The 21794-nt window shown below is 73.4% G+C and carries 20 protein-coding genes; 10 read left to right on the forward strand and 10 right to left on the reverse strand.

Features of this window, described 5'->3' with window-relative positions:
- Positions 1–105: 105 nt before the first annotated feature.
- Complete coding sequence (locus FHX81_RS10945) at positions 106–699, forward strand: class I SAM-dependent methyltransferase (protein ID WP_246107754.1); 594 nt, start codon at positions 106–108, stop codon at positions 697–699.
- On the opposite strand, the gene FHX81_RS42595 is transcribed toward FHX81_RS10945, so the two are convergent.
- Positions 686–814 (reverse strand): hypothetical protein, encoded by a 129-nt coding sequence (locus FHX81_RS42595; protein WP_281291728.1) that lies wholly within the window; start codon positions 812–814, stop codon positions 686–688. The genes FHX81_RS10945 and FHX81_RS42595 overlap by 14 nt on opposite strands.
- A gap of 92 nt (positions 815–906) precedes the next feature.
- On the opposite strand from FHX81_RS42595, the gene FHX81_RS10950 reads away from it, so the two are divergent.
- Positions 907–1584 carry a TetR/AcrR family transcriptional regulator gene (locus FHX81_RS10950; RefSeq protein ID WP_211363795.1) on the forward strand — a complete coding sequence of 226 codons (678 nt, stop codon included), beginning with the start codon at positions 907–909 and terminating at the stop codon, positions 1582–1584.
- A gap of 51 nt (positions 1585–1635) precedes the next feature.
- The gene (locus FHX81_RS10955) at positions 1636–2268 is read left to right on the forward strand and encodes an FMN-dependent NADH-azoreductase (protein ID WP_141977519.1); all 633 of its coding nucleotides are present in this window, start codon (positions 1636–1638) and stop codon (positions 2266–2268) included.
- A 36-nt stretch (positions 2269–2304) separates the two neighbouring features.
- Here the strand turns inward: FHX81_RS10955 and galK are convergent, their stop codons facing one another.
- Together galK and FHX81_RS10965 are read right to left on the reverse strand one after the other, a co-directional pair.
- Entirely contained in the window at positions 2305–3468 is a 1164-nt protein-coding gene (gene galK, locus FHX81_RS10960; RefSeq protein WP_246107755.1) for a galactokinase, read from the reverse strand.
- A gap of 309 nt (positions 3469–3777) precedes the next feature.
- The gene (locus FHX81_RS10965; RefSeq protein WP_141977521.1) at positions 3778–3999 is read right to left on the reverse strand and encodes a hypothetical protein; all 222 of its coding nucleotides are present in this window, start codon (positions 3997–3999) and stop codon (positions 3778–3780) included.
- A gap of 113 nt (positions 4000–4112) precedes the next feature.
- Between FHX81_RS10965 and FHX81_RS10970 the strand changes: the two genes are divergently transcribed.
- Positions 4113–7253 (forward strand): AfsR/SARP family transcriptional regulator, encoded by a 3141-nt coding sequence (locus FHX81_RS10970; protein ID WP_141977523.1) that lies wholly within the window; start codon positions 4113–4115, stop codon positions 7251–7253.
- 12 nt (positions 7254–7265) lie between these two features.
- Here FHX81_RS10970 and FHX81_RS10975 read toward each other — a convergent pair whose 3' ends face one another.
- From FHX81_RS10975 to FHX81_RS10990, 4 genes are all read right to left on the reverse strand, one after another.
- Positions 7266–8090, reverse strand: a complete 825-nt coding sequence (locus FHX81_RS10975) for a DUF4097 family beta strand repeat-containing protein (RefSeq protein ID WP_141977525.1) — start codon at positions 8088–8090, stop codon at positions 7266–7268.
- A 64-nt stretch (positions 8091–8154) separates the two neighbouring features.
- On the reverse strand, positions 8155–9396 hold the full coding sequence (locus FHX81_RS10980; RefSeq protein WP_141977527.1) for a cytochrome P450: 1242 nt from the start codon (positions 9394–9396) through the stop codon (positions 8155–8157).
- Positions 9397–9510: 114 nt separating this feature from the next.
- Positions 9511–10089 carry a hypothetical protein gene (locus FHX81_RS10985; protein WP_141977529.1) on the reverse strand — a complete coding sequence of 193 codons (579 nt, stop codon included), beginning with the start codon at positions 10087–10089 and terminating at the stop codon, positions 9511–9513.
- A 430-nt stretch (positions 10090–10519) separates the two neighbouring features.
- Complete coding sequence (locus FHX81_RS10990) at positions 10520–11182, reverse strand: lytic polysaccharide monooxygenase auxiliary activity family 9 protein (protein ID WP_141977531.1); 663 nt, start codon at positions 11180–11182, stop codon at positions 10520–10522.
- 224 nt (positions 11183–11406) lie between these two features.
- Between FHX81_RS10990 and FHX81_RS10995 the strand changes: the two genes are divergently transcribed.
- Positions 11407–11952 carry an RNA polymerase sigma factor gene (locus tag FHX81_RS10995; protein ID WP_425473811.1) on the forward strand — a complete coding sequence of 182 codons (546 nt, stop codon included), beginning with the start codon at positions 11407–11409 and terminating at the stop codon, positions 11950–11952.
- 47 nt (positions 11953–11999) lie between these two features.
- Positions 12000–12467, forward strand: a complete 468-nt coding sequence (locus FHX81_RS11000) for a peroxiredoxin family protein (RefSeq protein ID WP_141977536.1) — start codon at positions 12000–12002, stop codon at positions 12465–12467.
- Positions 12468–12584: 117 nt separating this feature from the next.
- On the opposite strand, the gene FHX81_RS11005 is transcribed toward FHX81_RS11000, so the two are convergent.
- Positions 12585–14114 carry an MFS transporter gene (locus FHX81_RS11005; protein WP_141977538.1) on the reverse strand — a complete coding sequence of 510 codons (1530 nt, stop codon included), beginning with the start codon at positions 14112–14114 and terminating at the stop codon, positions 12585–12587.
- Positions 14115–14945: 831 nt separating this feature from the next.
- Between FHX81_RS11005 and fusA the strand changes: the two genes are divergently transcribed.
- Positions 14946–16976, forward strand: coding sequence for an elongation factor G (fusA, locus tag FHX81_RS11010; RefSeq protein ID WP_141977540.1), 2031 nt, complete (start codon positions 14946–14948; stop codon positions 16974–16976).
- Positions 16977–17030: 54 nt separating this feature from the next.
- Here the strand turns inward: fusA and FHX81_RS11015 are convergent, their stop codons facing one another.
- Positions 17031–17903 (reverse strand): helix-turn-helix transcriptional regulator, encoded by an 873-nt coding sequence (locus tag FHX81_RS11015; RefSeq protein ID WP_141977542.1) that lies wholly within the window; start codon positions 17901–17903, stop codon positions 17031–17033.
- Between the two features lie 132 nt (positions 17904–18035).
- Between FHX81_RS11015 and FHX81_RS11020 the strand changes: the two genes are divergently transcribed.
- Both FHX81_RS11020 and FHX81_RS41950 read left to right on the forward strand, forming a co-directional pair.
- On the forward strand, positions 18036–18941 hold the full coding sequence (locus FHX81_RS11020) for an oxidoreductase (protein WP_141977544.1): 906 nt from the start codon (positions 18036–18038) through the stop codon (positions 18939–18941).
- A gap of 250 nt (positions 18942–19191) precedes the next feature.
- The gene (locus tag FHX81_RS41950; RefSeq protein WP_170232007.1) at positions 19192–20808 is read left to right on the forward strand and encodes a putative Ig domain-containing protein; all 1617 of its coding nucleotides are present in this window, start codon (positions 19192–19194) and stop codon (positions 20806–20808) included.
- Positions 20809–20921: 113 nt separating this feature from the next.
- On the opposite strand, the gene FHX81_RS41250 is transcribed toward FHX81_RS41950, so the two are convergent.
- On the reverse strand, positions 20922–21149 hold the full coding sequence (locus FHX81_RS41250) for a hypothetical protein (RefSeq protein WP_211363461.1): 228 nt from the start codon (positions 21147–21149) through the stop codon (positions 20922–20924).
- A 133-nt stretch (positions 21150–21282) separates the two neighbouring features.
- On the opposite strand from FHX81_RS41250, the gene FHX81_RS11035 reads away from it, so the two are divergent.
- Entirely contained in the window at positions 21283–21699 is a 417-nt protein-coding gene (locus FHX81_RS11035; protein ID WP_141977549.1) for a DUF3592 domain-containing protein, read from the forward strand.
- The last annotated feature ends 95 nt before the right edge of the window (positions 21700–21794 follow it).

Raw genomic sequence — 21794 nt, forward strand, 5'->3', positions numbered from 1 at the left:
CGGTGGGGTGCCGCACGTCGGCACCGCTGCGCTGATCGACGCGCGGGGTCGGCGCCGGACCGCGCCGGGTACCGACAGCCGGGTCGTCGGTCCAGACTGGGCGGTGTGACGACCGAAGCGCGCGAGTTCTGGGACGAGCGGGCGGCCACCTTCGACCGGGAGCCCGACCACGGGCTGCTGGACCCGGAGGTGCGCCGGGCGTGGGCGGATCTGCTGCTGCCGCTCGTGCCGCTCGCTCCGGTGTCCATTGTGGACCTGGGTTGCGGCACCGGCAGCCTGGCGGTGCTGCTCGCCGAAGCGGGTTACGAGGTGCACGGGGTCGACCTCTCCGGGCGGATGGTCGCCGCCGCACGGGAGAAGGCGCGCGTCGCGGGCGTGCGGGCGGACTTCGCGCAGGGCGACGCCGCCGACCCGCCGAGTCCGGCCGCGTCGTTCGACGTGGTGCTCGCCCGGCACGTGCTCTGGGCGCTGCCCGACCCCGGCGCGGCCCTGGCGAGGTGGGTCGACCTGCTCAAGCCCGGCGGCCTCCTCCTGCTGGTGGAGGGCCGCTGGTCGACCGGCGCGGGACTGCCCGCGGCGCGGACGAGGGAGCTCGTCCTGGCCGTCCGCGCGCAGGCCGAGGTCGAGCACCTGACCGACCCGGCGCTGTGGGGCCGCGCCATCGAGGACGAGCGCTACCTGGTGGTCAGCCGGCGGTGACCGGGTGGCGCGGCGTCGCGCCCTCGCCGATCAGCCGGGTCACCGGGTCGTGGCAGGCGTCCTCCATCGGCAGCTCGCGCTCGACGTGGAGTTCCCGCCGGGTGGTGTTGTGCACGTGGCTCGGGGCCGGCCAGGATCGCGACCTCCGCCGCCGCGTGATGGCATTCCGGCACGGTGACCGGACTACAGTCCGCCTCCATGACCGACATGCCTCCGGGCGGCGATGACGCGCCCCAGGACGTGGAACTGGCCCGCCTGCGCGAACCCGCGCCGAGGGAACGGGCGGACGCGGCGCGCAACCGGGCCAGGATCCTCGACGTCGCGGCACGGCTGTTCGCCCGGCACGGCGTCGCCACGGTGTCGATGGACCAGATCGCCGGCGAGGCCGGCGTCGGCAAGGGCACGTTGTTCCGCCGGTTCGGTGACAAGGCCGGGTTGGCGTCGGCCCTGCTGAACGCCCGGGAAGAAGACCTCCAGGGCGCGATCCTCGGCGGGCCGCCGCCCTTGGGCCCGGGCGCGCCGGCGGGGGAACGGCTGGTCGCCTTCGTGACCGCGTACGCGCGGTTCCTGGAGGCCAACCTCGACCTGGTCCGGCTGTCGGAGACGGCCAGCCCCGGCGCGCGCTACCGGGCCGGCGCCTACCGGTTCTGGCGGCTGCACGTGCGCATCCTGCTGGCCGAGGCACGGCCGGACCTCGACGCCGACTACCTCTCGCACGCGCTGCTGGCGCCACTGGCGGCCGACCTGCGGCACGCGACCAGCGAGGCGTTCACCGCCGAGCGCGTCGCCGCCGACGTCGCCGACCTGGCCCGGTTGGTGCTGACCGGCCGAGCGGGGGGTGACGCGCACCTCACCGCACAAACGGACCACAGTCCGCTACAGTGACCATCAACCGGACCGTAGTCCGGATCGATGCGTCCGACGGAGGACTGGACCATGACGACCCTGCTGCACATCTCCGCGTCACCGAGGGGCGAGGCCTCGGAGTCGCTGTCGATCGCCCGCACGTTCCTCGACACCTACCGCGAGATCCACCCCGGCCACCGGGTCGACACGTTCGACCTGTGGGACGGCACGCTGCCGGAGTTCGGCCCCGACGCCGCGTCGGCCAAGATGGCGGTGCCGGCGGGCCGGGAGCCGACGGACGCGCAGACCCGCGCCTGGGACGCCGCCACCAGGACGTTCGAGCGCTTCGCCGCCGCGGACGCGTACCTGTTCAGCGTGCCCATGTGGAACAGCGGCGTCCCGTACGTGCTCAAGCAGCTCATGGACGTGGTGAGCCAGCCGGGCCTGGTGTTCTCCTTCGACGCCGAGCGCGGGTACGCGGGCCTGCTCACCGGCCGGAAGGCCGCCGTCGTCTACACCAGCGCGGTGTACGGGGACGGTCGCGGCCCGGAGTTCGGCGCGGACTTCCAGCGGCCGTTCTTCACCGGGTGGTTGCGCTGGATCGGGATCACCGACATCACCGAGGTCGAGTTCCGGCCCAACCTGGCCACCGCCGACGCCGACGCCGACGAGCGGCGCAGGCTCGCGCACGAGAACGCGATGAAGGCGGCGCAGGGCTTCTGACCACCGGGGAAGCGGCGAGGGCGTCGACACACGCCGTCACACGTCCCGGCCGGCGCCCGCCGAGGGCACCGCCGTGAACGTGCGCGGGGTCGTCCAACCCCGCTCGGCGAACGCCGCGAGCACCGCCCGCACCACCTCGTCGTGCCGCTCCACCGGCACCAGCGCGATCGCCGACCCGCCGAACCCGCCACCCACCATCCGCGCACCCAACGCCCCCGCCGCCTTCGCCGCCTCCACCGCCACGTCCAACTCCGGCGCGGAGACCTTGTAATCGTCGCGCAACGACGCGTGCGAAGCGTCCAGCAACGGCCCCAGCTCCGCCAACCGACCGCCGCGCAGCAGCTCCACCGCCGCCAGCACCCGCTCGTTCTCCGTCACCACGTGCCGCACCAACGGCCGCAGCTCCTCCGGCAACCGCCCCAGCACACCATCCAGGTCCTCGACGTCCCGCAGCGCCGCGACCCCCAACACCGACGCCGCCCGCTCACACCCGGCCCGCCGCGCACCGTAGCCACCGTCGGTGTGCGAATGACTGGCACGGGTGTCGACGACCAACACCTCCAACCCGTGCGCCGAGGCGTCGAACGGCACCTGCTCCGCCTCGAACGACCGCACATCCAGGAACAACACATGCGCCTCGACACAGCACAACGACGCCGTCTGGTCCAACAACCCCGTCGGCGCACCGACGAACTCGTTCTCCGCCCGCCGCACCCACCGCGCCACCAGCGGCAAGTCGTCCACGGCACGATCCGCCAATCCCAACAACGCCAACGCCACCGCGCACTCCAACGCGTGCGACGACGACAACCCCGCACCCGCCGGCACATCACCCGCGATCACCAGATTCGCGCCACCGACCACACCCTGATCCCGCAACACCCACGCCACACCCGACGGATACGCCGCCCAACCCTTCACCACACCGGGCTCCAGGTCCGCCACCGCGATCGGGTCCGCACGCTCCTCCGCGCCGTCGTCGTGCAGCGTCGCGACGTGCAGCATCCCGTCATCGCGCGGTGACGCGGCCACCGCCGTCCGGTACGGCAAAGCGAACGGCAGCACGAAACCGTCGTTGTAATCCGTGTGCTCCCCGATCAGGTTCACCCGACCGGGCGCGGACCACACGCCCTCCGGCGCGACGCCGACCAAGCGCTCGAACGCCGCGGCCGCCCGCCGCGCCGGACCCGTTTCGACCACGGCCCACTCCCCACGTCTAGGTTCGCCAACATCCAACACGGCCAGCGCTCGAATGTCGACTGTTGTTCGACTTGCCCACATTTTGAGCGCTTTTACGTTGGTTTTCGATCGACGCCGTTGATCATCACGAGGTGGCTCAGTCCCACCACAGCACGACGGCCGGCCCACGTCTCGCGGCCTGCTCGTCGAACCCGCCAGCAGGGCGTGCTGCTCGGCCAGGTGCCCGGTCAGGTCGCCGACCACCTCCACCGCCGCAGCGCCCCACTCGGCCCCGTACCGGTCCAGCGACCCGAGGCGGCTCCGACGCGGTCACCGGTGGTCGGCGTTCGTGTCGGTGTGGTCCCGGTAGGACGGGTTCACCCCCTCGCCGCCGTCGAGCGCGAGCCTCGTCGTCGCCCGCGCCCCGGCACCGACCCGCTCCCACGCCCGCTTCAGCAGCACCGGCCACCAGCCCAGGTCCAGGTGGTCCCCGCCCGGAGCCGCTCGGGAGGAGCACAGCTCGTCCAGCGCGCGCCCGTCGACCGGCGGCACTCGGTCGGGTGCGGCGCGGTGATGCGGACGGGCTGCCGCGTCACGGCCATGCGGCGCAGCATGGCAACGTCGGCGGGCGAGTGCCGCCGATCGCCCGTGACACAATCGGCCACGTGCAGATCGGGATGCTCGGGCCGTTCGAAGTGCGCGTGGGGGACGGCGTCCTCACCGACGTGCCGGGCGCGCGGTTGCGCGGGTTGGTGGCGGCGCTCGCGCTCGAACCGGGTCACGTGGTCCCGAAGGCGACGCTGGTCGACTGGATCTGGGGCGAGCACCCGCCCGCCGACGCGGCGAACGCCTTGCAGCGCTTGGTGTCCCGGCTGCGCAAGGTGTTGCCGGAGGGGACGGTCGAGGGGCACCCGCACGGCTACCGGCTGGCGGTGGGGCCCGACGCCGTCGACGCCGTGCGCTTCGAGCAGCTCATCACCCAGGCCCGCAACGACGACGGCCCGCGGCGCGTGCGGCTGCTGCGCGACGCCCTCGCGCTGTGGCGCGGTGCGGCCATGCAGGACGTCGGCCTGGCGGACAGCGAGGCGTTCGACGCGGCCGTCACCCGGCTGGAAGCCCTGCGCCTGACCGGCTTGGAGGACCGGTTCGACGCCGAAGTCGCCCTGGGGCACGGCGCGGACGTGATCCCCGAGCTGACCGACCTGGCGGCCGCGCACCCGACCCGCGAACGGCTCGTCGCCGCGCTGATGCGCGCCCTCGTCGCGGCCGGGCGGGACACCGAGGCGCTGGTCGTCTACGAGCGCACGCGGGAAGCCCTGGCCGACGCGCTGGGCGTCGACCCCTCGCCGGAACTGTCCACAGTGCACGTCGCGCTGCTGCGGGGTGAGCTGAGCCGGCGGGAGGAGAACCGGAAGACCAACCTGCGGGCCGAGCTGACCAGCTTCGTGGGCAAGGACGCCGACGTCGCCGCGGTCCGCGAGCTCATCGCCGACCAGCGGCTCACCACCCTGATCGGACCGGGCGGCTCGGGCAAGACCAGGCTGGCCGCGGAGACCGCGCGCACCCTGCTCGACGACCTGCCCGACGGCGCGTGGCTGGTGGAGCTCGCCGCCGTCGACGCGGACGGCGACGTGGCGCAGGCGACGCTGGCCGCGCTCGGCCTGCGGGACGCCCTGCTCGGCGAGGCGCCGAACGCGGAGCCGACGGACCGGTTGATCGCCGCGGTGCGCGACCGCGAGGCGTTGCTGGTCCTGGACAACTGCGAGCACGTGATCGAGTCGGCGGCGGCGTTCGCGCACCGGTTGCTCGGCGAGTGCCGGCGGCTGCGGGTGCTGGCGACCAGCCGGGAACCGCTGGGCATCACCGGTGAGGCGCTGTGGCTGGTGGAGCCGCTGGCGCTGCCGTCGGCGGACGCGACCGCGGACGAGATCGGGTCCGCGCCCGCGGTCCGGTTGCTGCGCGACCGGGCGGGCGCGGTGCGCAAGGACCTCGTCCTCGACGCGCCCGCGTTGGCCACGATGGTGCGCGTGTGCCGGGCGCTCGACGGCATGCCGCTGGCGATCGAGCTGGCCGCGGCGCGGCTGCGCACCATGACCCTGGACCAGCTCGCCCACCGCCTCGACGACCGGTTCCGCCTGCTCACCGGCGGCAGCCGCACCGCGTTGCCGCGGCACCGGACGTTGCGCGCGATGGTCGACTGGAGCTGGGAGCTGCTCACCGACGAGGAACGGCTGGTGCTGCGCAGGCTCTCGGTGTTCTCCGGCGGCGCGAGCCTGGAGGCGGCCGAGCGGGTCTGCGCGGGTGGCGCCGTGCACCCGGAGGACGTGCTGGAGCTGCTCACGTCGTTGGTGGAGAAGTCGCTGCTGGTGGCCGTGGGCGACGGCGCGCCGCGCTACCGGATGCTCGGCACCATCAAGGAGTACGCGGCGCAGCGCCTCGCCGAGGCCGGGGAAGCGGACCTGGCGCGGGATGCGCACCTCGCGCACTTCACCGAGCTCGTCGAGGCCGCGGAGCCGAACCTCCGCCGCGCCGAGCAGCTCACGTGGCTCGCCGTGCTCGACGCCGAGAACGACAACGTCGTGTCCGCGATGCGCGGCGCGGTCGCGGCGGGCGACGGGCGGGGCGCGATGCGGCTCGCGGCGGGTGCGGGCTGGTACTGGTGGCTCAGCGGGCACAAGTCCGAGGGCATGGAGCTGCTCATCGCCGCCACCGGGACGCCCGGCGAGGTGCCCGACGAGGTGCGGGCCATGGTGTACGCCCTGATGTCGACGTTCGCCGGCTCCGGCCCGGCCGACGAGCACCAGGCCGCGAAGTGGATCCACCAGGCGTACGCGTCCAGCCGCGGCGGTCGGTCGGGCAACCCGCTGCTGGCGCTGGTCGTCCCGCTGGAACGCATGTTGCGGTCCCCGGACGAGCTCCTGTCGGCGTGGGAGCCGTTGCTGGACCACGACGACCCCTGGGTGCACGCGCTGGCCCGGTTGCAGCTCGGCAAGATGCGGATCGCGCTCGGCCACGGCGGCAAGGAGGCGGACGCGCACCTGGAGACCGCGCTGGCCGAGTTCCGGGCCATCGGTGAGCGCTGGGGCATGTCGTTCGCCCTGTCCGAGTTGGCGGACCGGATCACCGTGCGCGGCGAGTTCGCCCGCGCCTGCGAGTACTACGACGAGGCGATCACGGTCGTCGACGAGGTCGGCGCGACCGAGGACGTCATCCTGATGCGGGCGCGCCAGGCCCGGCTGCACTGGCTGCTCGGCGACAAGGACGCCAGTGCGGCGGCCCTGGCCGAGGCGGAACGGCTCGCGGAACGGGTCACCTGGCCGGCCGCGCTGGCGCTGCTGGTGCAGTCGAAGGCGGAACTCGCCCGGTGGAGCGGTGACGGCGAGGAGGCGCTGCGGCAGTTCGGACTCGCGAAGGCCTTCCTGGGTGCGGAAGCGGACCGGCCGAGCATCCGGGCGATGGAGCACGACCTGCTCGGCTACCTCGCCGACGACCTCGACGCGTCCCGGACGCACCGGGCGGCGGCCTGCGCCGCCGCCGCCGAGGCGGGGTACGCGCCGCTGATCGCCCAGGTGCTGGTCGGGGTGGCGGACCTGGCGCTGCGCCTGGACCGGCACGAGGGGGCCGCCCGGTTGCTCGCGGCGAGCGCCGCCGTGCGCGGGTTGCCGGACCGCTCGTACCCCGACGTGGACCGGATCGAGGAGGCCGCGCGCGCCCGCCTCGGTGACGCGCGGTTCGCCGAGGTGACCGCGGAGGGTGCGCGGGTGGACTGGTCCGAGCTGGTCGGGGCGGTCCTCGGCGAGGCGTGACCACCGCCGCCCTCAGCCCGCCGCGCGGTGCACGACGATGTCACCCTGCCGCGTGCGGGCGTGGACCCCGACCGCGTCGGGACCGTCGTGCGAGGTGACGCGGTCGCGCACCGAGCCCCGCTCGCTGTCGAGGTCCAGCCGTGCCGCCGCGCCCTCGCCGAGTCCGACCTCGGGGGTGCCCGAGCGGTTGGCCGACCCCGCCCGACCGCGCGTCGGCCGGCCGATCCGGATCGCGCCGTCGCCGGTCCTGGCCGTGACGTCGCCGTCGGCGCGGTCGATGTCGAACCCGCCGCTGCCACCGGCGAAGTCGACGTCGGCGCGGGCGTGGCCGATCCAGGTCCGCCCGCCGGAGCCGGTGAGCCGGAGCGCGCCGCCGACCTCACCGATCCGCGTCACGACCACGCTGCCGTCGATCGTGACGGGCCCGGCGACGTGGTCGATCACGAGCTCCCCCGCCGCGATGTTCGCCCGCAGCGCCTCGACGCGCCCCAGCCGGACCCGGCTCGACGCCGCGTGCAGCTCGCAGTCGCCGAACGCGCCATCGGCCTCGACGCCCGCGTGCGCCAGGTACGCGACCAGGGCGGAGCCGGCGGGCAGGTCGATCGTGACGGCGACCGACCCGGTCTTCGCGCCGGAGGCGGTCGTCTTCACCGACAGCCGATCGCCGGTGAAGTCGACCCTGGTCCCCTCGGCGACCTTGATGTGCGCCTCGCTCGTCCGGTCGACGGGTTCGACCCGCACGACGGTGTCGGTTCGGGCGGTCGCGGTGACCCGCACTCTCGCCCCGGCGGCGACGACGGTGGCGGTGATGGGTGTCGGGGTGGCGAAGACGGTCATATCGGCTCCTTCCCGCCGGGCTCCAGACCGGCGGCGGGGTCGGGTCAGGTCGACGCCCGCCGTGCTACTCCGAGGTGTCCGTCCAGGTGACGGGCAGCTCGTGGACGCCGTAGATGTTCATGTCGGTCCGGAGCCTGACCTGGTCGGCCGGGACGGCGAGTGCCAACGTCGGGAAGCGCCGCAGCAGTCCACCGAACCCCGCGCGCATCTCGATGCGGGCCAGTTGCTGGCCGAGGCACTGGTGCACGCCGTGGCCGAACCCCAGGTGGCCGCGGGCGGTGCGGCGGACGTCGAGCACGTCGGGGTCCTCGAAGCGCCGGGGGTCCCGGTTGGCCGCCAGCAGCGAGACCACGACGGTCGACCCCGCCGGGATGGTCTCGCCGCCGAGCTCGATGTCCTCGGTGGCGTAGCGGTAGAAGATGTCGGCGACGGCCAGGTAGCGCATCAGCTCCTCGACCGCGCCGGGCAGCAGGTCCGGGTCGGCCCGCAGCGCGGCCAGTTGCTCCGGGTGCTCCAGGAGCGCGAACGTGCCCAACGACAGCATGTTGGCGGTCGTCTCGTGGCCCGCCAGCAGCAGCAGGAAGGCGATCCCCGTCAGCTCCTCGACGGTGAGCTCGTCGTGCCGGGCCAGGTCGGACAGCAGGTCCTCGTCGGGTTCGGCGCGCTTGCGCGTGACGAGCCCGGCCAGGTACGTGGTCAGGCCGGTGAAGGCGGCCATCTTCTCGTCCAGCGCCACGTCCTTCTCCATGAACTTGGCGGAGTTGGCCTGGAAGTCGTCCCGGTCCTCGTAGGGCACGCCGAGCAGTTCGCAGATCACCAGCGACGGCACCGGCAGCGCGAACTCCTCGACCAGGTCGACCGGCGGGGTCAGGCGCGCCATCTCGTCGAGCTGCCGTTCGGCCAGGTCGGTGATGCGCTCTTCGAGCTGCTTCATCCGCTTGACGGTGAACGCGCCGGTGAGCATCCGCCGCAGCCGGGTGTGGTCGGGCGGGTCCATGCTGATGAACAGGCCCGGCACCTGTGGTGACGGCTCGGTGGCCGCGGGCATGCCGGGCACCTCGTACGGCACGTGCAGGACGCCGATGTCCTGGCGCGAGCTGAAGCGGGTGTCGGCCATGAGCCGGCGGACCTCGTCGTACCCGGTCACCAGCCACCCCTCGTGGCCGTCGGGGAAGATCAGGGGGCTGACCGGGCGGACCTCCCGCAACCGGGTGATCCGGCTCGGCGGGTCGAACGGACCCGCGTCGCGATCCATCGGGAGCCCGTGCGGGACGGCGGTTGCGCCACCCACGGCGTTGTCATCCATGGTGTTCCTTCCGCGGCTGTTGTCCCGGCCACGGTCACCGACCCGCCGGACACGGTGCTGACACCGCCCTGACACGGCCCTGACACGGCGGCCACCGACTCTCCGCAGTGCACTTCAGCGCGCGGGTTCGAGCCCGGCGGGCAGGTGCCGCACCGACGCGTCCGGCCGCCGGCCCGGCCGATGCCATGCCCACGGCGCGGCGGCCGGGCCGACGACGGTGGACCGCCCCGTGGCGCGGGCGACGAGGTCGGCGGGCACGTGCACCTGCCGCGCGGTCTCCGCGAGCACCGCGTACACGGCGGCCCGCACCCCGGCGGGGACGGCCGCGGCGGCGAGCAGGACCAGCAGCGGTGCCAGTTCTGCGGGGATCGTCACCGCGACCCGGAGCGGGCGGCGCGGCTTCCGGCGCAGGGCGACGGCGCTGCCCGGCAACGCGCCGACGGTGCAGCCGTTGCCGATGAACGCCGACGCCGGCGGACCGCCCAGCCGCCGGTCGGCGGTGATCGGGCCGGGGGCCGGGGACGGCGGGATGCACGCGCCGACCCCGGCCACCACGCCGCCGACACCACCGGTGCGGCCGGCGTCGCGACGTGCTGGACCGCGTCGACCAGGGCGTTGGCCCGACGGCGTCGCCACGTCGGCCACCGGCCCGGCCGCGGCGGGGCCGAAGAACGCGGTGGCCGTGCCCGCCACCGCCTGCAACGCCGCCAGGTGCCACGGCGCGGCGGTCCCGCTGAGCAGGAGGACGGCCGTCAGCCCTTAAAAGGCGCAGCGGACGAGGTCGGCCGCGAGCATCACGGCACGGCGTGACAGCAGGTCGGCCACCACCCCGCCGACGAGCGTGGACACGACCACCGGCAACCGGCCGGCAGCACCAGCCCCACCGCGGTCGGTGACGCGCCCAGGCGCAATGCCCCGAACAGCGGCGCGACGGCGATCAGTCCGCCACCGAGGCGGGAGGACGTCCGGGCGACGGAGTACCAGCGGAACGCGGATCGCGCAGCAGCGGTGGCAGGAGCCGGGTCACCGAGGGGGACGGTGCCGGCCACCACCGACAGGAACGGCGAAGGCCGGCCCGGCGTCGGTACCGCTGACGCCGGGCCGGCCGTTCCGTGCTCCGGTCCTAGCCGAAGTTCACGTCACTGCACCACATGTACGCCTGGTCGAGGTGGGAAGCCTGCCAGATCGTGAACACCACGTGGTGACCCCGGTACGAGCCGGAGGTCTGGACGTTGAACCGGATGTCCTTCGCCGGGGCGAACCGACCGGTCTGCGTGACCAGGTCGAGGTTGCCCCAACCCAGCCGCTGGGTCTTCGGGTCGAACCCGTTCTTGCTGACGTACACCTTGAAGTAGTCGGCACCGTGGCTGGCCTGGTCGTACAGGTGCATCGTGAAGCTGCTGCCGACGTTGGTCGTCCGCCACTGGCCCGGGTTGTTCAAGGCGTTGTTGCGCGAGAGGTTGTTGCTGCACAGCGTTCCGTCGGGGGTCGCACCCTGGAAATTGCCCCTCAGGCCGTCCCGCAGCGCGCTCATCCAGTTCCACATGGTGTCGGCGTTCGCCTGGAACGCCTGGTAACACATGGGGTCCTGCTGCTGCATCGCCGGGTTCGTGTGCTGGCTGCCCCACGACTGCCAGCACTGGTAGGCGCGGGTGGCGGGACCGACGATCGTCCCGTGCGCCGAAGCCGTCGGCGCGGAGACGATGGTGCACGCCACCAAGCCGATGACCAGCGCGATGATGCCCCGCCGTCTGGCGACGGACCCGGAAGTACCACGGACACGCATCGATGGGCCTCCATTCTCCGGATGGGTGTGAGCGGCGGTGATCGATATGGGAGCGCTCCCAGAACGAGTGTCAGCCTATACGTCACTGAGCGAAACTTCAACGAAACTTTGTGTAGCGGTTTCATCGGGCATACCGGACAAACCGGGCCACCCGATGTGGCCTGCGCTGACCTGCGTCGACCGTCGAGGTGAACCCTTTCGGTGGGTCGAGGTCTCTCATGGGGGTGAGCGTGGTTGATCGTGGTTGGGCAAGCGAGCGGCTGATCGAGGCCGCGCGGGGCGGCGACCCCGAAGCACTCGTCGCGGTGGTGCACAGCGCGCACCCGCACGTGCGGCGGTTCGCGGAGACCCTGTGCGCGTCACCGCAGGACGCCGAGGACGCGGCGCAGGAGGCGTTGATCGTCCTGTACCGCGAGATCGGCTCCTTGCGCGCCACGGCGGCGCTCGCGTCGTGGATGTTCCGGATCGTCCGGCACGAGTGCCTGCGCCGGGCCCGGCGGCTGCTCGACCGGCCGGACGAGGCGGACGTCGTCGCGGCGGCGTCGGCCGAGGACGAGGTGCTCCGGCGCCTGGAAGCCGACCGCGTGGCGGCGGCGATCCGGGCGTTGCCCGACGTCCAGCGGCGCGTGCTGGTGATGCGGGACGTGCTCGGCCGGCCGGGACGCGCGGTCGCCGAGTCGCTCGGGCTGAGCACCCCGGCGATGAAGTCCCACCTGCACCGGGCCAGGGCCGCGCTGCGCCTCAGCCTGCGCGGGACCGACAGCGCCTGACGCCGTCGACCGACGCCTTGTCACCCAGTTCGAAGGGAAGGTCCACCGTGCTCGAACCCGGCTCGCCCGCACCGCGACTGGTGCTGGAAGACACCGACGGGCAGGCCGTCCGCCTGTCCGACTACCAGGGCAGGCACGCGGTGCTGCTCTTCTTCATGCGGTCGACGTCGTGCCCGATCTGCAACCGACACGTCCGCGACCTGGCCCAGCGCGCCGACGACCTGGCCGCCGACGACGTCCGCGTGCTCATCGCGGTCCCCGAGGACCGACCGGAGGCCGTCAAGTGGAAGGAGGAGCACGGGATCCCGTTCCCGGTCCTGACGGGCCGCCACGAGAACCCGCACGAACTGGTCGGGTTGAGCCGCAAGGTGTTCGGCTCGATGCAGCAGTCCGGCAGCATCCTGGTCGACCGGCAGGGCATCGTGCGCCACGCGCACGGCGCCACGCTGCCGACGAACAGCTACGACGAACCCGGCATCACCGCCGCCATCGCATCCCTGCGCACCCCGGCCTGACCGGAGCTCGCCGCCGGTCGGCCACGGCCACGGCCACCGAAGGCCCGCCACCGAGCGGTCCGGCCCGGGTGCGGCCGAGGGCTCGAACCGGCCGCCCCCGACCCGCACCCGGAACCGTCAGTGGCCCGCGGACATCGGGGCCGGTTCACCGGCGGTGTCCGGGCTGGTCCGGCGCAGCGCGACCATGCCCACCACCGCGAACACCACGACGACCGAAGCGCCGATGCCGGCCACGACGTGCAGGCCCGACGCGAACGCGTCCCGCGCCGTGGCCAGCACGCCCTCCCCCAGCGGACCCGGCAGGGAACCCGCCGCTCGCAGGGCGCCCGCCATGCTGTCCGAAGCCAGAGCCGCCGCCTCGGCGGGCACCTCCCCCGGGACGGCGACCGAGTCCCGGTACACCGCCGTGCCGACGCTGCCGAACACCGCGATGCCCATGGCGATCCCGAACTCCCCGCTGGTCTCCGACATGGCCGACGCGGCGCCGGCCTTCCGCGGCGGCACGGAGCCGACCACCATCTCGGTGCACAGCACGCCCTGCGGCCCCATCCCGAAGCTCGCGATCGACATGCCCGCCACCACGAACGCCACCCCGCCCGCGCCGTCGGCCAGCGTGAAGAGCCCGATCCCGCCCGCCGCCACCAGCATCCCGAACCCGAGCACGAACTCGGGCCGGAACCGCCGCGCCAACCGCGGCGCGAGCAGCGAACCCACGACCACCGCGCCCGCCTGCGGCACCAGCCACAGCCCCGCCTGCGCCGCGGACAGCCCGGCGACCATCTGCAAGTACTGGCTGACCAGCAGGAAGACCCCGCCCATGGTGAGCGCGCCGACCAGCATGATGCTCACCGCCGCGCTGAACGCCCGCACCCGGAACAGCCGCAGGTCGAGCATCGGGTCGGCCAAGCCGCGCTGCCGCCGGGCGAAGACCACGCCGACCGCCACGCCCACGGCCAGCACGACCGCGTTCACCGGCGACACCCCGTCCTTGGCGGTCTCCTTGAGGGCGTAGACGACCGGCAGGATCGCGCCCAACGACAGCGCCACGCTCGCCGGGTCGAGCCGCCCGGCGGCCGTGTCGCGGTACTCCGGCAGCAACTTCGGCGCGGCGACCAGCAGCAGCACCATGACCGGCACGGCCATCAGGAACACCGAGCCCCACCGGAACCGCTCCAGCAGCACGCCACCGACCACCGGCCCGATGACCATGCCGCCCATGAAGCAGCTCATCCACACCGCGATGGCGGTGCCGCGCTGCTTGGCGTCCTGGAACATGTTGCTGATCAGCGCCAACGTGGACGGCATCAGCGTCGCGCCCGCGACACCGAGCACGGCCCGCGCCCCGATCAGCATCTCCGGGCTCGTGGACAACGCCGCCACCACCGACGCCGCGCCGAACGCCGCGCCACCGACCATGAGCAGCTTCCGCCTGCCGATCCGGTCACCCAGCGTGCCCATCGTGACCAGGAAGCCCGCGATCATGAAGCCGTAGATGTCGATGATCCACAGCAGCTGGGTGCTGCTCGGCCGCAGGTCCGCGGCCAGGTGCGGGACCGCCAGGTGCAGCACGCTCATGTCCAGCGACAACAGCAGCGTCGGCAGCGCCAGCACCGCCAACCCCAGCCACTCGCGTCGTCCTGCCCTCATCGTCGTCTCCCCGCCGTCTCGGTCGTCCCTGTCACCCTTCAGTCGAACGGCGAGGACCCGGATCGACACCGCGAGCGGAAAAGATTCGCCGATCACGTCCTCGGCCGGTGTGGTGGCGCTCATCCGCTCCCTGGCCTCCTCGTTCCCGAAGCGTGGAAGCGCAGGTCACGGCCGCGATGTCGGCCGGGTGGGCGGAGGCGGTCGGCACGTCGCCGAACGCGTCGCCCACGCGCGACCGGAGCAGCCGGCGCAGCGCGTCGGACGAGCACGCCGGCCGGCCCGACGTGCGAGCGGCGCGCGCTCGGGGGTGGCCGCTCGCGTGCGCGAGCAGGGTCGAGCGGGGTGATCCGCGGCACGAGGACGAGCGAGTCGTGGGTGAGCCGGTCCGGCCACGACATCACGGCGAACCGGTCGGGCCACTCCGGGGTGCCGCCGCGCGCCGGGTCGAGGTGGAACTCGAAGTCGTGGGGCATGGCGGCACTGCGGCACGTCGTCGGGCTCAGCCACCGAGAGGAAAACCCCTCGCCGCGGGCGAGGGGTCGTGCCTACACTCCCGCTCGACTTCGCGCGTCGATCGACGACGCGCCCGTGACGAGGGAGGCAGGCCGTGCGCTACCGCACCGCTGTCGTCGTCCCCTCCTCGCGTCACGAGGTGATCCTGGTGTCTCCGGGAGCCCGGTGCCGGCTGCGCGCCCGGCTCCGGATGTCCTGACGAACGCCTGACCACCGGGCTCTTGCTGCGCCGCAGCGGAACCGCCCCGGTGGCCCGCACCGGCGGCTCGTCGCGCCATCGCGCGGACCTGTTCCGGATCACCCGAAAGGCGCTGTGCCGTGCGCACCGACCCGAACCGCACCTCGACGTTCCCGCTGACCGGCGTCCGCAACCTGGGCATCCTGGCCCACGTCGACGCGGGCAAGACGACCCTCACCGAACGGATCCTGTACGCCACCGGCACGACCCACAAGCGCGGCGAGGTCCACGACGGCACCACCGTCACCGACTTCGACCCGCAGGAGCGCGACCGCGGCATCACGATCTTCGCCGCCGCCGTGAGCTGCACGTGGGACGGCCACCGGATCAACCTGATCGACACACCGGGCCACGTCGACTTCGCCGACGAGGTCGAGCGCTCGCTGCGGGTGCTCGACGGCGCGGTCGCGGTGTTCGACGGGGTCGCCGGGGTCGAGCCGCAGAGCGAGTCGGTCTGGCGGCAGGCCGACCGGCACGGTGTGCCGCGCATCGCGTTCGTCAACAAGATGGACCGGGCGGGCGCGGACCTCGACGCGGCCGTGGCGTCGATCCGCGACCGGCTGCACCCGGTGCCGCTGGTCGTCCAGCTGCCGATCGGCGCGGAGGACGCGTTCACCGGCGTGGTCGACCTGCTGCGCCTGCGGGCGCTGGTGTGGACCGGTGACGACGTCGAGCACCTGCCCGTGCCGGAAGCGCTGCGGGACGAGGCGAACCGGCGACGACGGCTGCTGGAGGAGGCGGTGGCCGAGCTGCACCCGGCCGCGCTGGAGGAGTTCGTCGCCGAGTCGACGGTCTCCGCCCGCACGTTGACGTCGGCGTTGCGCGACCTCACCCGCACCGGCGAGGCCGTGGTCGTCCTGTGCGGGTCGGCCTACCGCAACCGCGGTGTCGAGCCGTTGCTGGACGCGGTCGCGGCCTACCTGCCGTCACCGCTGGACCTGCCGCCGGTGCGCGGCGCGGACGGCGACGAGCGCACCGCGGACCCGGCCGGTCCGTTCGCGGCACTGGTGTTCAAGGTGAACGCGACGGGCACTGGCCGGTTGACCTACCTGCGCGTCTACTCGGGCACCATCCACAAGGGAGGGACAGTGCTGGACCCCGGGACCGGCCGGGTCGAGCGGGTCGCCCGCATCCTGCGGGTGCAGGCCGACCGGCACGAGTCGGTGGACGTCGCCGCGGCCGGTGACATCGTCGCCGTGGTCGGGCTGAAGTCGGCCCGCGCCGGGACGACGTTGTGCGCGCCCGACGCCCCCCTGGTGCTCGAACCGCCGGTGGTGGCGACCCCGGTCGTCTCCGTCGCGGTCGAACCGCGCACGGCCGCGCAGCACGAGCGGTTGGCTCAGGCGTTGGCGCAACTGGTGGAGGAGGACCCCGCGCTGGTGGTCCGGGCGGACCGCGAGACCGGTCAGACCGTCCTGTCCGGGATGGGCGAGCTGCACCTGGAGGTGACGGTGGAGAAGGCCAGGCGCGACCACCGGCTCGACATCGTGGTCGGGCGGCCGAAGGTGGCCTACCGGGAGACCGTCGTCCGCGGTGTCTCCGGCTTCGCGTACCGGCACGTCAAGCAGGAAGGAGGTGCGGGTCAGTTCGCCCACGTGGTCATCGACGTGCAGCCGTCGGACGGTGACGACTTCGAGTTCCGGTCCGCGGTGACCGGCGGACGGGTGCCTTCGGAGTACGTGCGCGCGGTGGAAGCCGGGTGCCGGGACGCGTTGGCCGACGGCCCCCTGGGCGGGCACCCGGTGACGGGGCTGCGGGTCACGCTCATCGACGGCTCGACCCACGTCAAGGACTCGTCGGAGATGGCGTTCCGCACCGCCGGCCGGTTCGCGCTCCGGGACGCCCTGCGGGCGAGCACGGTGGCGCTGCTGGAACCGGTCGCCGAGGTCACGGTGACCGTCCCGGAGATCGCCGTGGGCAGGGTGCTCGGCGACCTCTCGGCGCGGCGGGGCCGGATCCTCGGCTCCACCGCCCGCGCGGGCACGACGGTCGTCACCGCGAGCGTGCCGCTGGCCGAGTTGTTCGGCTACGCGACCCGGTTGCGCAGCCGGACCCAGGGCCGGGGCACGTTCACCTCCCGGCCCACCGGTTACGCGCCGGCTCCCGCGTAGCCACGACGACGGCCCGCCCACACCGGGCGGGCCGTCTCCGCTCCACCGTGGACGCTACTGGTGGTCGATCGCCGCCCGGGTCGCGTGCAGCGAGGCCAGCAGCCGCAACCGGTCGGCGTCGGGGCTGCCCGGCTCGGCGGTGAAGACCAGCATGACCGGGCCCGGGTCGCCGGGCAGCGGGTACGTGTCCCAGTCCAGCACCACGTCACCCACCTCGGGCACCCGGAACGCCTTGGTGCCGCTGACCGACCCGCGCACGTCGTGCCGCGCCCACAGCCGCCGGAACTCGGCGCTGCGGATGCTCAGCTCGCCGACGACCGCGGTGGCGCGCGGGTGCGTCGGGTCGGTGGCGACGGCGGCCCGCATCATGCCGATGTAGTCCAGGGCCTGCCGCTCCCAGTCCGGGCAGCTCCGCCCTCCGGTCAGCGCGTCGTCGAACAGCAGCAGGAGCATGTTCAACCGGTCCGGCGGGTAGTCGCCGGGCGCGCCGAGCAACGCCTCGGCCATCGGGTTCCAGTCGAGCAGGTCGAGGTGCCTGCCGAGCACGACCGCCGGCGTGTCCAGCACCCGCAGCAGCCGGCGGGTGCGGTCCGGCACCCGTTCCGCGGCTCGGTCCGGCCGGCTGGGCACGGGTCGGCGGGCGGCGTGCGCCAGGGCGAACAGGTGCCGCCGCTCCGCGTCGTCCAGGCCGAGCGCGCCGGCCAGCGCGTCCAGGACGTCGTCGGACGGCCGCACCTCCCGGCCCTGCTCGATCCGCTGGTAGTAGTCGGTGCTCAACCCGGCCAGCAGCGCCAGCTCCTCGCGCCGCAACCCGGCGACCTTGCGCCGCCCGCCCGGCTCCAGGCCGACGTCGTGCGGCCGCAGCCGGCCGCGCCGGGCGCGCAGGAAATCACCGAGCTCGCGAGCGTGCGGATGACGACTGCCCATGCCACGAGTGTGCCGTCCCGCGGGACGCCCAAGGTAGGCACGGCAGACCTAGGCAACCGAGGCCGACCGAGCCGGCCGTGATCGCTCCTAGCGTCGCGGGCACAACGCCTCGACAACCCCAGGAGCGACCGCATGACCGGATGGACCGCCGACCGCATCCCCGACCAGCACGGCCGGGTCGCCGTCGTGACCGGCGCGAACTCGGGCCTCGGCCTGGTCACCGCCACCGAGCTGGCCCGCCGCGGCGCCCACGTCGTGCTCGCCGTGCGCAACACCGAAGCCGGGGAACAAGCCGCCCGGCGGATCGGCGGCGACGTCGAGGTGCGCGAGCTCGACCTGGCCTCCCTCGACTCGGTGCGCGCGTTCACCGGGAAGCTGGCCGTCGACCACCCGGCGATCGACCTGCTGGTCAACAACGCCGGCGTGGTCCTGCTCGGCCCGCGCCGTACCTCGGCCGACGGCTTCGAGCTGCACCTGGGCACCAACGCGCTGGGCCACTTCGCGGTGACCGGCCTCCTGCTGGACAACCTCGCCGCCGCCGGCGGGGCCCGCGTGGTGAACCTCGGCTCGATCACGCACAAGACCGCGCACCTCGACTTCGACGACCTGATGTTCGAGCGCGGCTACCGGGCCGCGGCCGCCTACGGCCGGTCCAAGCTCGCGACCACCGTCTTCGGCGTCGAACTCGACCGCCGCCTGCGCGCCGCCGGGTCACCGGTCGTCAGCGTGCTGGCCCACCCCGGCCTGACCCGAACCAACCTCACGCCGCGGGCCTGGGAGCACCGCGGCCGACTGGGACGGGTGATCGCACGGCTCGGCCTGGTGGCCACCCAACCCGCGGCGCGGGGCGCGTTGCCACAACTGCACGCCGCCACCGACCCCGGTGTGCGGGGTGGGCAGTTCTTCGGACCGTCCAGCCTCTGGGAAACCCGCGGTCGCGTCGCCGAGGCTCGGTTGAGCCGGGAAGCGGCGGATCCGGCCGTGGGCGCGCGGTTCTGGGCGGTGGCACGGGAACTCACCGGTGTGCGGTACCTCTGACACCCGCGCGGTGGCGGCGAATCCCCTGTGAATGAACGACGTTGGGCTGATCGGCGTATTTGATCGCCGATGCTGGACAACGACGCCGAAGTGCGCTGAAGTGGGAGTGCTGGGGGGCACCACTGGGGGTTTGTCCACGAAGGCTTCTCCGCGCATCGCTGATGTGCGGGGAACTTCCGCGCGCGTCAGCGCGAATCCCCAGCTGTTCCCCGGACCCTTGCCGCTTGTCGTGCAGACGAAGGGTAACGCTGTGAGGAAGAAACCGTTGTCATTGCTGGCCGTCGCGCTCCTGGCGAGCGCGGGTGCCTCGGCCCTGTCCGCACCCGCGGCCGCCGCGGCGGCCGAACCGGGTGCCGTCATCGAGGTGAAGCTGTCCACCGGCGCCGGTGTCGCCGCGGTGCGGCACGCCTTGACGGACCGCGAGATCGACAAGATCACACCGCTGTTCACGCGCCTTGACGAGAAGCTCACCAGGCTGCGGCCGATGAACGCGCGGTCGTCGTCGCCGGGGCTGGAGCGGTGGCACCGGGTCCAGCTCGCCCCGGGCGTGGACGCGAAGGCCGCGGCGCAGGAGCTGAACGCGCTGCCCGGCGTCGAGGTCGCCTTCCCGCAGGCCGAGCCCGTCGACGCGGTCACGCCCGACTTCTCCGGCCAGCAGGGCTACTCGGACCCGGCGAGCAGCGGCGGCATCGACGCCGACTACGCGCGCACCGTGCCGGGAGGCAAGGGCGGTCACGTCAAGGTCGTCGACCTGGAGCGGAACTGGAACCCGCAGCACGAGGACCTGTCCAAGCTGCGGCTGCCCGGTGCGCTCATCGCCAACGGCACGCCGAACTTCACCCCGACCAGCATCGACCACGGCACCGCCGTCACCGGCGTGGTCGGCGCGGACGACAACGGGTTCGGCGTCACCGGGCTGGTCCCAGAGGCGGGCCTGCACTACACCAACGTGGTCAACCACGAGGTCGGCTACGACCTGGCCAACTCGCTGCTGATCGCGGCCGCGGGCGTGAACGCGGGTGACGTGCTCATCATCGAGCAGCAGGTGTCCCAGTGCGGCAACTACGCGCCCATGGAGGTGTGGCCCTCGGTGTACGACGCGATCGTCACCGTGGTGCAGTCCGGGCGGCACGTCGTGGAGGCCGGCGGCAACGGCAACCTGAGCCTCGACAACTCGTGCTTCGGCTCCCGGTTCCCGGACGACAAGCCGGACTCCGGCGCGATCATCGTCGGCGCCGGCTCCGCGCCGGGCTGCACCGGCACGCCCCGCACCAAGCTGAGCTTCTCCAACTACGGCAGCCGGGTGGACGTGCAGGGCTGGGGCGAGTGCGTCACCACCACGGGATACGGCGCGCTGTACGGAACGGGCGCGGACGACAAGTACACCGCCGGCTTCAACGGCACGTCGAGCGCGTCGCCGATCGTGGCGTCGGCGCTGGCGTCGCTGCTCAGCGTGGCCGAGGCGAACGGGCAGACGCTGACCCCCGCCCAGGCGCGGGAGATCCTGATCGCCACCGGCACCCCGCAGAGCGGCGCGCTGGAGATCGGCCCGCTGCCGAACCTGCGCACGGCCATCGACAACTTCCTGGCCGGCGCGGAGTTCCCCGAGCGCGTCGCCAACCCGGGACCGCGCACGTCGATCCGCTGGCAGTGGACGAACTTCGCGATCCAGGCGTGGGACGGCAACGCCGAACCGCTGACCTTCTCCGCCACCGGTCTGCCGCCGGGCCTGGCGATCGCCGCGGGCACCGGCGTCATCTCGGGCACCCCGACCACCCCGGGCACCTACACCGTGACGGTGTCGGCCAGTGACGGCGCGGGCTCGCCCAGCCAGGCCACGTTCAGCTGGACGGTCACCAACGCGTGACCGGACGAGGTGGCCGTGCGGGTGATCCCGACCCGCACGGCCGCCTCGGCGGTGCCGATCAGACCGAGTCGGCGACATCCCCTCGATCGGGCGCGGCAGGGCGAGCGCCGCGATCACCTAGCCGAGCCCGTGGAGGTGACGCCGTCCGCACCCACCACGAGGTCGAACCGCTCGGTGACCGCCGTGCCGCCGCGGTCCGGCGTGACGTCCACACCGGACCCGTCCTGCCCGATCCGGACGGGCTTCGTCCCGTAACGGATGTCGACGTCCGCTTTCGACCGGTGGACAACAGTTCCTCTTCGGCGCTGGTGGGCGCCGGCGACCGCCGCGCGCTCACGCACCTGCTCGACACCCCGTCCGGCACGGCGACGCGGACCTCCACCCTGCCGGGCGGTCCGCGGTAGCAGAGGCGCGTCGACCAGCCGGTTGTCACACCCGGCAGCGGTCCGGCGATGTCGGGGTGGAGGAGGCGTGGTGGCGAAGTCGCTGAAGTCGCGGACCGGGCGGGTCGTGGCGGGGGTCGTGCTGATCGGCGCGATCACCGGACTGGTGCTCGTGATCCGGGAGTCGGTCGAGCAACGGTCCTGGGCGGGCACCGACGGGATCGTGCAGGAACGGCTCCGGTCGGGCAAGAGCTTCTCGGTCGAGGTCGAGTACTCCCTGCCCGACGGCACGAAGCAGGTCGCCACGCTGTCCGAGAACGGCCCGGCCCGCCACCCCGGCGACCACGTGACGGTCCGCTACGACCTGGAGCACGGCCGGGTCGTGGACGCCGCCCTGGCCGACAACGACCAAGCCCACTGGGTCGGCGGCGGCATGCTGGGCGTCCTGGTCCTCGGCGCGGTGTTCGCCAACCTGATCGCCTGGGCCCCCACCCCGCGACCGGAGTGACCGACCCGCGTGCACGGCGCGTCGATGAGGACGCGGTTAGCGACTTGTGAGAACCCCCTGCCACGGTCTGGAGCAGGAACGGGAGTTCCCGTGGA

Origin of the sequence: Saccharothrix saharensis (assembly GCF_006716745.1) — a bacterium.
Classification (GTDB): Bacteria; Actinomycetota; Actinomycetes; order Mycobacteriales; family Pseudonocardiaceae; genus Actinosynnema; species Actinosynnema saharense.